The 14,135-nt window shown below is 45.4% G+C and carries 10 protein-coding genes; 9 read left to right on the top strand and 1 reads right to left on the bottom strand.

Features of this window, described 5'->3' with window-relative positions:
• The first annotated feature begins 216 nt into the window (after window positions 1-216).
• Together K339_RS0114865 and K339_RS0114860 are read left to right on the top strand one after the other, a co-directional pair.
• Entirely contained in the window at window positions 217-3,450 is a 3,234-nt protein-coding gene (locus K339_RS0114865; protein ID WP_028524302.1) for a SusC/RagA family TonB-linked outer membrane protein, read from the top strand.
• Between the two features lie 38 nt (window positions 3,451-3,488).
• Window positions 3,489-5,246, top strand: a complete 1,758-nt coding sequence (locus K339_RS0114860; RefSeq protein ID WP_028524301.1) for a RagB/SusD family nutrient uptake outer membrane protein — start codon at window positions 3,489-3,491, stop codon at window positions 5,244-5,246.
• A gap of 47 nt (window positions 5,247-5,293) precedes the next feature.
• Here the strand turns inward: K339_RS0114860 and cysM are convergent, their stop codons facing one another.
• Complete coding sequence (cysM, locus tag K339_RS0114855) at window positions 5,294-6,166, bottom strand: cysteine synthase CysM (RefSeq protein ID WP_028524300.1); 873 nt, start codon at window positions 6,164-6,166, stop codon at window positions 5,294-5,296.
• Between the two features lie 264 nt (window positions 6,167-6,430).
• On the opposite strand from cysM, the gene K339_RS0114845 reads away from it, so the two are divergent.
• From K339_RS0114845 to K339_RS0114815, 7 genes are all read left to right on the top strand, one after another.
• On the top strand, window positions 6,431-7,021 hold the full coding sequence (locus K339_RS0114845) for a hypothetical protein (RefSeq protein WP_028524299.1): 591 nt from the start codon (window positions 6,431-6,433) through the stop codon (window positions 7,019-7,021).
• Window positions 7,022-7,038: 17 nt separating this feature from the next.
• Window positions 7,039-7,539 carry a helix-turn-helix domain-containing protein gene (locus K339_RS35990; protein ID WP_051398020.1) on the top strand — a complete coding sequence of 167 codons (501 nt, stop codon included), beginning with the start codon at window positions 7,039-7,041 and terminating at the stop codon, window positions 7,537-7,539.
• Entirely contained in the window at window positions 7,539-7,976 is a 438-nt protein-coding gene (locus K339_RS0114835) for a hypothetical protein (RefSeq protein WP_028524298.1), read from the top strand. The genes K339_RS35990 and K339_RS0114835 overlap by 1 nt, the downstream gene beginning before the upstream one ends.
• A 90-nt stretch (window positions 7,977-8,066) precedes the next feature.
• The gene (locus K339_RS0114830) at window positions 8,067-9,590 is read left to right on the top strand and encodes a lipopolysaccharide biosynthesis protein (protein WP_028524297.1); all 1,524 of its coding nucleotides are present in this window, start codon (window positions 8,067-8,069) and stop codon (window positions 9,588-9,590) included.
• A 12-nt stretch (window positions 9,591-9,602) separates the two neighbouring features.
• Entirely contained in the window at window positions 9,603-10,103 is a 501-nt protein-coding gene (locus K339_RS0114825) for a gliding motility lipoprotein GldH (RefSeq protein ID WP_051398019.1), read from the top strand.
• A 70-nt stretch (window positions 10,104-10,173) separates the two neighbouring features.
• Window positions 10,174-12,828: a DNA mismatch repair protein MutS gene (mutS, locus tag K339_RS0114820; protein ID WP_028524295.1), complete on the top strand. Its 2,655-nt coding sequence runs from the start codon at window positions 10,174-10,176 to the stop codon at window positions 12,826-12,828.
• 356 nt (window positions 12,829-13,184) lie between these two features.
• On the top strand, window positions 13,185-14,006 hold the full coding sequence (locus K339_RS0114815) for a hypothetical protein (RefSeq protein WP_028524294.1): 822 nt from the start codon (window positions 13,185-13,187) through the stop codon (window positions 14,004-14,006).
• Window positions 14,007-14,135: the final 129 nt, after the last annotated feature.

The following is a 14,135-nucleotide window of genomic DNA, read 5'->3' as shown; positions in this document are numbered from 1 at the left end:
GTTTATACGCTTCCCACTGTTATTTATACCAAAAACTGTCAACTCCACTTTATTTATCGACATACAGACCACTAATTTCGACCAAATCATATTTTCCTGAAAAATATTTTTTTTAAATTTTTAAAGTAAAAATGACATTTTTTCTAGTTTTACGGTTAAGAATGGTTTACTGTTCCTTGTTATTGCTCATTCTATCTATCTAACTTTTTTTAACACATGAGAAAACAGCTCTACCTAGCTGCATTATTGTGGCTTGTTGTACTAACAACATGGGCACAAAGCCGCCTCACTGGCCGCGTCACTGACTCAAATGATGGCAATCCACTACCAGGTGTTAGTGTGCTCATCAAAGGGACCAACACAGGTGTTACCACCGACGGCGAAGGCCGCTTCACCCTTACCCCTCCATCTGCTGGCGCAACACTTGTGGTATCCTACATCGGATACAATACACAAGAAATTGCGATTGGAAACCGTACAACCATTGATGTTTCTTTGGCCGTCGATGTCAAGTCGCTTTCGGAAGTGGTTGTAACGGGTTACGCCTCTCAGCGTAAAAAAGATATCACTGGAGCTGTCACCGTGGTAAGTGCCAAAGAACTTACCGCTACTCCTGCGGCCAGCGTTACTCAAATGCTCCAAGGACGTGCCTCGGGGGTAGTTGTAGGAAACGATAACTCACCTGGTGGTGGAACGATGGTGCGGATTCGTGGGTTTGGTTCAATCAACAACAACAGCCCACTTTACGTAATCGATGGTGTTCCTACCCAAGGTACATTGAACCAATTGAACCCCAACGACATCGAGTCGATGCAGGTGTTGAAAGATGCCTCAGCTGCTTCTATTTACGGAGCGCGTGCCGCCAACGGGGTTGTTATTATCACAACAAAAAAAGGCAAAGTAGGCGAGCCAAGCATTACCTTCGACTTCTACAGCGGTACGCAGCGCCCAGGCAAAATGCTCAACCTGCTAAACACCCAAGAGCTTGGTCAATACTTGTACGAGTCTGAGTTGGGTGCGGGCAAAAACCCTTCGGCAGCATCGCCTTCGGCGCAGTATAAATTTGGATCAAATGGTGAGCAAACAATTGCAGATTACATTTATCCCAACGTGTATGGCGCACTTCCATCTAACTACACCTATACCAACGACATCGCTGACCCTAACTTAGGTAAAACGGCTTTCAATATTACCAAAGCCAACAAAGAAGGAACTGACTGGCAAGATGTTATTTTTGACCCAGCCCCTATCGCCAACTTCCAGATAGGAGCTACAGGTGGTATGAAATCAGGTAAGTACGCGATTTCGGCCAACTACTTCAAACAAGACGGTATCTTGCGCTACACCAAATATGACCGATATTCTGTCCGCGCCAATACTGAGTTTACCAAAGGAAAATTGACTATCGGGGAAAACTTTACGTTCTCTTACGACGAAAGACAAGGGATTACGAACAACGACGAGTCAAACCCTATCATGTTTGCCATTCGTGTTCACCCAATCATCCCTGTATTTGACATCACTGGCGGCCCTGCCGAATTGGGTGGAACAAACACCTCTCCTTATAACGGTTTCGCGGGAAGTAGAGGTAGTAACCTCGGAAATGCTCCTAACCCATTGGCGCGTTTGTACCGTGAAAAAGACAACATTACCAAAGGTTCGCACGTATTTGGTAACGTATTTGCTGAGTTAGACATCCTTCCTGGATTGAAAGCACGCACAAGCCTTGGTTTGGAATATAACCAATACAACCGCTCTGAGTACTTCCACCGTGACATTGAAGCGGCCGAAGCACGTAACGCCAACAGCTTGAACGTTATTAATCAATTCGACCGTTCGTTGACGTGGTTTAATACCTTGAATTACAGCAAAACAATAGGCGTTCACAATTTCAACGTACTCGTAGGGACAGAAGCCGTGAAAACGTACGCTTTTGGTTTCCAAGCCAGTCGTAGTGCTTTTGCTTTCGATGATTTGGATTACCGCTACCTTGACGCAGGTTCGGCATCAGGTTTGAGCAACGCGGGCGGTGGAGCAACGCTTAGTTCATTGTTCTCACAGTTTGGAAAAATCAACTACGCCTACAAAGATTTCATCCTTGCTGACTTCACCCTTCGTCGCGACGGTTCTTCACGTTTCTCAGCCGCCAACCGCTACGCCATCTTCCCTGCATTCTCGGTGGGTATGCGTATGACTGAGCTGAACTTTATGAAAGAAGTGAAGTTTATCAACGACTTGAAAGTACGCGCTGGCTGGGGTAAAACAGGAAACCAGTTGATTCCTAACGTTTATAACGCTTACACACTTTACGCAGCGGATCCATCTAACAACGCCTACGACATCAACGGTACTGGAACATCCATCGTTGGAGGTTTTGACCTTGTACAGTTTGGTAATCCACAAGGTAAATGGGAAACAAATACCTCTACCAACATCGGTATTGATGCGGTGTTGTTGAACAACAAAGTGGAGTTGGTTGTGGACTGGTACAATCGTCTGACAAGCAACATGCTTACCCAGATTGCGATTCCACGTACGGCAGGTTCTGGTACTATCCCATACACAAACATCGGTTCGGTTCAAAACCGTGGTATTGACCTTGGTATCAACTTCCGCGACAAAAAAGGAGACTTCCGTTACCAAGTGGGATTGAACGTTGGTCACTACAAAAACGAAGTGAAGAAATTGAACGACGACCCGAATGCTACGGTGTTTGGTTTCACAACGCGCCTTCCTGCCATCTCGGCTACCAAGGCTGGCATACCGATTGCTAGTTACTACGGCTATATTGTAGATGGTATCATCAAAGACGATGCGGAAGCAGCTGCTGCGCCTAAGTTTGGAACATATACCAGAGCTGGGGTATTCAAATTCCGTGACATCAACGGCGACGGCGTAATTACTGCCGCTGACCGTACCATCATGGGCAACCCGCACCCTAAGTTTACGTATGGTCTCAACATCAATTTAGGTTACAAAAACTGGGATTTGACCATGTTTGGCCAAGGCGTTCAGGGTAACCAATTGTTCAACTACGTTCGTTATTGGACAGACTTCAACGTATTCCAAGGCAACCGCTCGAAAGAAATGTTGTACGATTCTTGGAGAAAACCAGGCGACGATGCGAAACTTCCTCGCTTAAACTCTGGGGATGCGACTAGCCAGCAAGTTTCTTCTTATTTCTTGGAAGATGGCTCGTACTTGCGTTTGAAAAACATCCAGTTGACTTATACATTGCCTAGCACTTTGTTGAAAAAATTAGGCATGAGTTCTGCTCAGGTTTATGTCCAAGGCCAGAACGTTTTTACACTTACAAAATACACTGGTCTTGACCCAGACATCAACTTGAGAAGATCAGGTAACGACAACCAAGACATCCACATGGGTGTCGATGAGGGTGCGTACCCTGTAGCGAAGTCGTATCTTGTAGGTTTACGCTTTGGTTTCTAATCTTAGTCAACAACAAGCAAAACATTTTCGAAACAACAATGAAAAAAGTAATCATATTAACGCTTTTGGTCGGCCTAAGCTTCTCTTGTTCTGAGAGCTTCTTTGACCTCAAACCCCAAGGACGCGCGTCTTTGGACCAATTATCTACGAAAAATGGTATCAATGCCCTTTTGATTGGTGCCTATTCGTTGCTCGACGGAGTTGGTGCGGGTAACACAGGTCGTCAATCAACGATTTCGAACTACGTTTTCGGTGGTATCAGTAGCGATGACGCCGTAAAAGGTACTGACGCGGGTGACCAGCCAGAACAGTCGTTTATTGAACAATACAACTGGTTGTCGGACAATACCTATTTCTTAGGAAAATGGTGGCATTCGTACGATGGAGTGGCTCGTTGCAACGAAGTAATCCAAATCATAGCCAATGTAAAAGACATGACTGATGCCGAAAAAACGCAGGCCATTGCAGAAGCACGTTTTTTAAGAGGGCACTATCACTTCGAGGCGAAGAAAATGTGGAACAACGTTCCGTATATTGACGAAAAAGTCTATAACCGCGACGATCCGAATTCCACAAAGATTCCTAACGACAAAGACATTTGGCCAAACATCGAAGCGGATTTTGACTTTGCTGCCAAAAACCTTCCTGTCCTTCAGGCTCAAAAAGGAAGAGCGACGCAGTGGGCTGCTAAGTCGTACCTAGCAAAAGCTTATATCTTCCAAAAGAAATGGGCTGCTGCAAAAACTCTGTTGGAAGATGTCGTGAAAAATTCTGGCAAAAAATTGGCAGCTAATTACCATGATAATTACCGCACAGTGACCAATAATAATTCAGAGTCTATCTTTGAAGTACAATTCTCAGTAAACGACGGTACAACGGGTAACAACGGTAACGCTGGTGACAACCTTAACTGGCCTTATTCGGCAACTGCTCCAGGTCGTGGCTGCTGCGGATTCTACCAACCTTCGCACAACCTCGTAAACGCGTTTAAAACAGAGAACGGTTTGCCAATGATTGGCACCGCCGCTGACGGCACGCTCGATACGTACAACAAAGTAGATTTACCAACTGACCAAGGTATCGCTGCTGCCACTGCTTTTACCCTTGACAAAACAATCCCTGTTGACCCTCGTTTGGACTGGACAGTAGGTCGCCGTGGCGTAAATTTCCTTGACTGGGGACCAATGCCAGGTTCTACTTGGATTCGTGACCAAGCTTACGCAGGGCCATTCACTGGTAAAAAATGGATGTATTACCTTGCCGAAGAAAACAGCACGACTCACTCGACAAGCCGCCGAAACGTAAACAACAACTACCGCCTCATCAAACTTTCGCACGTATTGTTGTGGTTGGCAGAATGCGAAGTTGAGCTTGGCAACTTGGCTGCTGCTGAAGGTTACGTAAACCAACTTCGTGTGCGTGCCAAAACTGGTTCAGTACAAGACCCAACCGTAACATACCAAGTGGAACCGTACCCAGCAGGTACTTTTGCAGGCAAAGGCGCTGATTATGCCCGCAACGCCGTTCGGATGGAGCAACGTCTTGAGTTTGCGATGGAAGGCCACCGTTTCTTTGATTTGGTACGCTGGGGCATCGCCGAAAAAGTGTTGAATAAATACGCTGCCGAAGAATCAGTACAAGGGACTGAACCTTCTGGCCGTAAGTTCAATAAGCGTTCGTACATGGTAGGAAAAGTTTTTGCTTCTAAAAACTTGTACTTCCCACTTCCGCAAGACGAAATCTTGAACAGCCAAAAAGGAGGTCAGCCAACGTTGAAACAAAACCCAGGCTACTAGACTTTACAACCTCCCGAAAGTTTAGAACTTTCGGGAGGTTATTATTTTTACCCAAATAAATCACTTGACAAGTAGCGGTCGCCACGGTCGCATACGATAAAGACAATCACGCCTTCTTCGAGTTCATTGGCCAACTGAATCGCCGCGTGCGCCGCTCCTCCGCTGCTCATTCCTGAAAAAACGCCTTCTATTTTTGCCAAATCACGCGCCCGCTGCGTGGCATCATCCTGAGATACTTCAATCACTCTGTCCACCCGCGCAGGTTCAAAAATCTTTGGCAAATATTCCTGAGGCCACTTCCGAATCCCTGGAATGCTCGACCCGTCGGTGGGTTGGCAGCCTACAATCTGCACGTTAGGATTTTGTTCTTTCAAATAGCGTGACGTTCCCATAATTGTGCCCGTCGTTCCCATAGACGACACAAAATGCGTCACTTTCCCTTCAGTATCTCGCCAAATTTCGGGACCAGTACTTCGATAATGCGCCAAGTAGTTGTCAGGATTGGCAAACTGATTCAACATCAAATACCCACCTTCGGCGACTTTGGCATCGGCATAGTCTCTAGCCGACTCGATGGTGTCTGTCAATATCACTTTTGCCCCAAATGCCTCCATCGTAAGCACGCGCTCACGAGTAGAATTTTTGGGCATGGTTAGCTCAATTTCAATGTCGTACAAACGGGCAATCATCGCCAACGCGATGCCTGTATTCCCGCTTGTGGCTTCGATGAGTTTCATCCCAGGTTTGATTTCACCGCGCTCAACGGCTCCTTTTATCATACTATACGCGGCGCGGTCTTTGACACTTCCTCCTGGGTTATGACCTTCGAGTTTGGCCAAAAGGGTTACTTTTGGGTTTGGATTTATCATTTTCAACTCCACCAAGGGAGTATTTCCTACAAAATCTAAAAGAGTGGGCATGACATCAATATTGGTTAATGTTTTAAAACTAAGCAGAATCTATCAGTTATCAGTTCCCTTTTCCTCGTAAAAATACAACTACCATTTTTCTCCACCGTAAAAGTAATTTATCTTTGATTTTGGTTTGGTTCAAAACCATTAGATTTCTGCCGTAAATGCCCTGAAAGATACATACGATTATCCCGAATGTCATTATTGCCAACAACATTAGATACATTGAAAACCAACTCAAAGAACAAATAAGTAAACTTATAAGTTGATTTTATGAAAGTTGGCACTAACTTTGCGCTTCAAAAAATTGCTCATAACCTGTACAGTGTAGTATTTGAAAATGCTGACGGTCACGCTTTTGAAGAGATTTTTAACAATTGGAATGACATAGAATACCTTTTTGATTTTTTTGAAGAGCACCAAACAGACCTTCAAAGTGAGTTTTGGGTATCACTTTTTGGGAAAATTATTTCTACCGAAGAGGCTATCGAAAGAACAAGGCGGCAGACAGATGCTTTTGAAAAAAAGATAATTGACCTTGCCAACTCAACCACTGCTCCCGATGAAACCAATCTAAGCTCCCTTTTTGTACCGCTACTCAAACAAAATTCTACGCGCAAACCCCTGCTCAATAGTACCACAAAAGCCTACGGGCTTGCAAAAGCAAGTTGGCTTAGGGTCTATGCAGTGCGTATAGCCGACGTTTTCATCATAACAGGCGGGGCCATTAAACTAACGTCAACAATGGAAGAACGCCCCCATACTCAATACGAATTGGACAAATTATTGAATGTGGCAAGTATCTTAAAGCGAAATCATTTTAGCGAAAATACTGATTTTGACACTGGATACATTGACATATAACCACAACCAACCCTTTTATGACAAACCAAACCGTAACCGATATTTTGGACCAAATGGTCAGTACAGAACCCTCGGGTTGGCTTCAAAAAGCCCAATGGCGCCAAGAAAATAAAGAGTGGCTCGACCGGTCAGCCAAAATTGCAATTAGAATATTGAGCCAATTGCGCAATAATAAAAAAGCGGGCAAAACCCCCGCTAATCAAAAAGAGTTGGCCGATTTAATGGGAGCCTCGCCCCAATACATTAATAAAATTGTAAAAGGGAACGAAAACCTCACCCTCGAAACCATCACTCGCTTGGAGGCTATCTTGCAATCTCCGCTGCTTGATGATAAAAACATTGAAACAAGTATTGATTTTTTGGGTGGCTCCACCGTTTCGTATGTTACTCCTACCCAAATGCCTGTACAAGGCTTTGACTTTAAAACGATGGACGTGCAGGTGCAAATACCGCCTACAAAAAGCACAACCGATACTGCCCCCTCCGACTCCAACTACGCTTATGCAATAGCTGCCTAATGGAAAATCAAGAAAAAACCATTCGTTTTAATATCGTTCGGATTCAGACCGAACAGTTTGCCATCATTCCCGAATCTTATCAAGAACACGCCCCGTTCGAGATAAATCACGAACTTGCATTCGGTATAGATAAAACCCATCAAATCGTTTTAGCACGTAAAACTGCGCGATATTTACACCCGGACCGCCCCCCCTTTATGCTCATTACGGTAGTGTGTTATTTCAGGATTGAAGACAATAGCTGGAATGACCTCAAAGTAGAAAATACCGACCAAATACAACTGCCCCGAAATTTTGCCATTCATTTGGCCATAACCACCGTGGGTACACTTAGAGGAGTATTGCACACCAAAACTGAACAAACTCCTTTCAATCAACTGATTATGCCTCCAGTCAACACCCTCGACCTGGTACCTGACAACGTTACATTTCTATAAACAAGAATGAAGCAGGCTAAAAAATAAGCGAATACTACCCAATGAAATCGCTAGACAAACCAAAAAACAACACCAAAAAGAAATTACTACATGAGTGTTCTCAAAAAATTAGCTGGTGAAACCGCCCTGTACGGAGTGAGTAGCATTTTAGGCAGGGTAATTTACTGGTTTTTAGTTCCTCTTCATACCCACGTCTTTCTTCGTCCTGGCGAGCTTTCTTCCAATACCGAATTATACAGCTGGGTAGCTCTGTTCAATGTAATTTTTACGTTTGGGATGGAAACGGCTTTTTTCCGTTTTGCCAACCGCAACCCCGAACGCCGCCAAGAATATTTTAATCAAGCGCAAACCGCAATAACGGTGGTAAGCCTTGTTTTTTCGGGCTTGCTTATTGTCATGGCTCCTACGCTCAGTCGATTGCTCAATTACCCTGGAGAGTCGTCCAACATTGTCTTTCTTGCCCTCATTGTGGCCATTGATGCCATCGTGGCGATTCCCTTTGCGCGCCTTCGGTTGGAGAAAAAAGCCAAGAAGTTTGTGGCGGTCAAAATTATCAACATTGCCATCAACGTCATTCTCAACGTCTTTTTCTTGGTACTTTGTCGTGACATTTCTTTGGGTAAATACCTCACCTCATTACAACCTATTGGTTCGTACTTGTACCGCCCCGAAATCGGCCCAGGCTATATTTTTATTGCCAACCTGATTGCCAATGCGTGCTTTTTACTGCTGCTTCGCGATGCGTTTAAGGGATTTCACTTTACGTGGAAAGGGCCTGTTTTCAGCGAAATGTGGGTGTATGCCTACCCTATTTTGATTTTGGGCTTGGCAGGAACTGTCAACCAAATGGCCGACCGCTGGTTTTTACGCCACCTGCTCCCCACAGGTTTTTACCCCAAACTCACCTCCGAGGACGCCCTCGGCATTTACGGCAGTTGTTATAAACTATCCGTCTTTATGTCGCTCGCGATTCAATCGTTCAAGTACGCCGCCGACCCCTTTTTTTTCTCCAAAGCCGAAGACAAAAACGCTCCCGAGTTGTTGGCACTTGTCATGAAATGGTTTGTAATTGTATGCGTCGTACTTTGGGTCGGGGTTAGTTTAAACATTGATATTTTGGGCCATTATATGCTTTCCAAAGCCTACCGCGTGGGACTGGAGGTTGTTCCCATTTTATTGTTAGCCAACCTTTTCCTTGGCGTCTATTACAACTTGGCGTTTTGGTTTAAATTGACCGATAAGACCCACTTTGGAACCCTTATTACGTTCATTGGCGCTGCTTTGACGGTCGGGCTAAACCTGTGGCTTATTCCCCAAATGGGCTACTTAGGCTGCGCCTACGCCTTTTTGGTATCAAGCATTGCTATGTGTGTGGTATGTTATTTGTTGGGAGAGAAATACTATTCCGTTCCCTACAATGTAGGATCGGCACTAGGGTATATTTTTAGCGCAGGGCTGTTGATTTATTTTTCAACCCTTGTAAAAATCTCCAGCTTCTGGGTATCGGTTCCGTACCACTTAGCGTTATGTCTGCTGTACGGATTCGGGATTTTGCTCGTTGAACGAGAATCAATACCTTTGAAAATCCGTCGAAAAATACCGTTTTTGAGCTAAACCAATTTTGCCATGTTTTTTACCGCTTACGCAAGAAAAATCACTCAATTTGTTCTTCTTTTAGCCATTACTAGCTTACTTTCTTGCGACTCAAACGCTGTTTTCAAAGACCACGAAGACATCGATGATGGCATGTGGTTCGTCAAAAACGAGCCTTCGTTTACCTTCGAAATCACCGACATTTCGCAGCCTTACAACGTGTATTATTTGGTACGCAACAGTATTTCTTACCCGTATTACAACTTATTCGTAAAACGTTTTTTGGTAAATGACAAAAATAAAGTTGTCAACGAAGCCCTCAACGAATTGATTTTGATGGACGAACGTACGGGCAAACCCATGGGTGACGGGCTCGGCGACTTGTTTGACCATAAAATCGTGGCACTCAAAAACTACCGTTTCCCAAAAGCAGGAAAATATACCTTTAAAGTGCGTCAATACATGCGCCAAGACCCCCTGCCTGGTATTATGAGCATGGGCGTAAGCGTGGAACCTGCGGTTGTCAAACAATAAAAAGGAAGCGTCTTTCCTCTTGATATTTTGACTATTTTTGCGGCCAATCCTTACAAATTACGAACTAGGCATGGCCCGCACTGCAAAAAACGCAACCGAACCCGTTAAAGTCAAAGAAACACCTCTCAACCGTCAGTACAACCAAATAAAGTCGAAATACCCAGGTGCCATGCTCCTCTTTCGAGTAGGCGACTTTTATGAGACGTTTGGGGAAGATGCCGTGCGCGCTAGTCGCATTTTGGGGATTGTCTTGACGCGCCGCAACAACGGCGGTTCGCAAGAAGAACTTGCGGGTTTCCCTCACCATTCGTTAGACAACTACCTCCCCAAACTCGTCCGCGCGGGGGAACGGGTAGCCATTTGCGACCAACTTGAAGACCCCGCCGTGGCCAAAGGGATTGTGCGCAGAGGTGTAACAGAATTGGTGACGCCAGGAGTTTCGTTCAACGACAACGTGTTGGACGTTCGGCGCAACAATTACCTTGCTTCGGTTCATTTTGGCAAAAATAACGTCTTCGGCATTGCCTTTTTGGATGTCTCTACGGGTGAATTTTTGACTACCCAAGGCACCAAAGACTACATCGAAAAACTCCTCCAGAGCTTCGCCCCTTCGGAAGTATTGTACTGCAAAAAACACCGCCAAGAGTTTACCGAATTTTTTGGTGATAAGTTTCATACCTTTTCGTTTGAAGACTGGGCCTACACCCATGATTTTGCCTACGACTTACTCACCAAGCACTTCAACACCGCCTCGTTGAAGGGCTTTGGGGTAGAAGCACTGACCGAAGGTATTGTGGCCGCAGGCGTGATTTTGAGGTACTTAGCCGATACTGAGCACCGCGAAATCCAGCACATTACGCGTCTTACCCGCCTCGACGAAGAAAAATACGTGTGGCTCGACCGCTTCACCATTCGCAACCTTGAGTTGGTGTATCCCCAACAAGAAGGGGGCGTTCCACTCATTCAAATTCTAGACCAAACCGTGACCCCCATGGGTGCGCGTTTGCTTCGCAAATGGCTGGTGTTGCCTCTCAAAGACAAAGCGCCCATCGAAGAACGTCTCCAAACGGTGGAGCATTTTCTCAAGCATGAAGAAATGCTGGAAACGCTCACCCAACACCTCAAACAAATTGGTGATTTAGAGCGACTTATTTCTAAGGTAGCCGTTCGGCGCATCAATCCAAGAGAGATGGTGCAACTCAAAAAATCGCTGAGTCACATTGCGCCCGTCAAAGAGTTGTTGCAAGCGGCCTGGAATGAAACCGAAAACGCCCCTTCCGCATTAGGCCCTCTTCGCAAATACGCCGACCAATTAAACGCTTGCGAGTTTTTGCTTGAAAAAATTGAAACCGAACTCCGCGACGCCCCTCCAACCGTAACCAACCAAGGGGGCATGATTAAAGCGGGTATTGATGCCGAGTTAGACCGTTTGCAAGAACTGGCCTTTTCTGGTAAAGATTACTTGATTCAAGTCCAAAACCGTGAGATTGAACGTACGGGAATTACGTCGCTAAAAATTGCGTACAACAAGGTCTTTGGGTATTATTTGGAAGTGACCAACTCCCATAAAAACCGCGTACCGTCCGACTGGATTCGCAAACAAACCCTCGTCAACGCCGAGCGCTACATCACGCCCGAGTTGAAAGAATACGAGGATAAAATTTTGAGTGCCGAAGAAAAACTGTTTGTCATAGAGCAGCGCATCTTCAACGATTTGGTCATGACGGCCAACGATTACGTAACGGCCGTTCAGCAAAACGCTCGAATTATTTCGGTGTTGGATGCGCTGTCGTCGTTTGCAGTAATTGCCAAGAAAAACAACTATTACAAACCCGTCATCACCGACGACAAAGCGCTCAAAATCAAGGAAGGACGTCACCCCGTCATTGAGCAGCAGTTGCCATTGGGCGAAAGCTACGTACCCAACGATTTATATTTGGACGACGCTACACAGCAAATTATCATCATCACGGGGCCTAACATGGCGGGTAAATCCGCTTTGCTGCGTCAAACGGCCTTGATTGTGTTGATGGCGCAAATGGGCAGTTTTGTCCCCGCATTGGAAGCCGAAATTGGGTTGGTAGATAAGATTTTTACGCGCGTGGGCGCCTCCGACAACCTCAGTCGCGGCGAAAGTACCTTTATGGTCGAGATGACCGAGACTGCCAGTATCCTCAACAACCTGAGCGAGCGCAGTTTAGTACTTATGGATGAAATCGGGCGCGGCACCAGCACCTACGACGGGGTGAGTATCGCTTGGAGTATCGCCGAGTTTTTGCACAATCACCCGCGCCACCGCGCCAAAACGCTTTTTGCGACGCACTACCACGAACTCAACCAATTGGCGGAAGATTTTCCTCGGGTCAAAAACTTCAACGTAGCCGTCAAGGAAATGGGCAATAAAGTCATTTTCTTACGCAAGCTCAAAGAAGGCGGAAGCGAGCACAGTTTTGGGATTCACGTAGCTCAAATGGCAGGGATGCCGCAAGAAGTGGTGCTGCGAGCCAACGATATTTTGCACAGCCTCGAAAAGAGTCATCGCAAGCAAGAAACCACCAAAGCGGTGAAAGAAATGCCAAAAGTGAATTACCAAATGACGCTCTTTGAACCGCAAGACCCCAAAATAGAAGAGCTAAAATCAAAGCTAAAAATCCTCGACATCAACACCCTCTCGCCCATCGAAGCATTGCTCAAACTCAATGAGTTGCGGCGGCTAGTGGAGTAAAGACAGGTTGGACGCGTTAAAATATAGAGCGGCTATTCATTGCTCCAGAGGAGCTAAATCTTCGTAGAAAAATGTATCAAATCCACACAAAGTCCCATCGGGGCGGCCGACGTTCGGTGACATCTTTCACCGAACGTCGGCCGCCCCGATGGGGCTTTTGGATGGCCTTTACCCCCTTTTTTCTACTAAGATTTAGCCTCGCTGAGGCTACTTTTTTTAATGCGTTTAACCTGGAGGAGTAAAAAGGATTATCGTTTCATTGTGGTTATATTTGCTAAAGAGGAATATTATTTGATTGTTTAATGCCGTTGAGTCGAGTTTGCAGATCCTGACCAGCATGGAAAAAATCTCACAAAATGATGGACACTTCAACCCAAGCCACTGAACAAGCGTGTCAAGAACTGTTGAAGTATTTAACAGATTCATCTGAGCAATTGATGACTGCTATTGCCCCCGATGGCTGGGAAAACTCTCCTTACAAATTCATTTTTCATCCAACCGCCCAACAAGTTTATGAGAAAAGCTTGCACATCCATGAGAACCTCAAAGCTTGGATGACTCAAGCAGGCAAAGCATTAGACGCACCTGTACTTACGGATATTGAAAACGAATTGGCTGAAAATCCCAAACCCATCAAACCCTACGAGGAGTTTTTAGATGTGTTAGGATCCTGTTTGTGGTGCATTTTCTCTAATAACCACGATGTGATTGACGAAAACGGGACTGTTTACCATTTAGGGTCTTTCAGAGGGTCAGGACGTTTTATTGCCGATTTTCTCAATGAGTATTTCCCCTCCCAAGTAATCTTCGATTACATAGATTTTTACTGTGCTGATGTCTTACTACTCGACGACGATACCGTTTTTTCGCTCTTGGTTTTACTGTTTGAAAGGCTCAAAAAGGGTCGATTCAACTGGCGGTACAGTTTCCCAAGGATTGGCATTGTGTCATTTGAGAAACCTGAGCAAGTTACCCAACCCGAAGACTATGACCCGCAGCTAGCCCTCGAAGAAGAACTTACTCGCCAACAACGTCTCGAAGACGTAGCCAAACTTCAAGCCCAGCTAGACGATGCCTACGAAAAAGAACGAGAAGAAGCGCTATACCAACTCCCACCCCTTATCATTAGGGCTTATCAAACCGTATATGGACATTTTCCCGAAGGGTGGGTGGAGTAGTAGAAAATAAATTGGCAGAAAATCCTGTTGGCAGCAAGCATCTACCGTAATAGTTTCCTCTCTCACCTCCCTAAAGATTGAGATTGTTCAAAAACGCAACTCCTGCGGTGCAGTTAAACATTGCTGAGG

Source organism: Runella limosa DSM 17973, from assembly GCF_000482465.1.
Classification (GTDB): domain Bacteria; phylum Bacteroidota; class Bacteroidia; order Cytophagales; family Spirosomataceae; genus Runella; species Runella limosa.
This window is presented reverse-complemented; position numbering and strand designations above follow the sequence as displayed.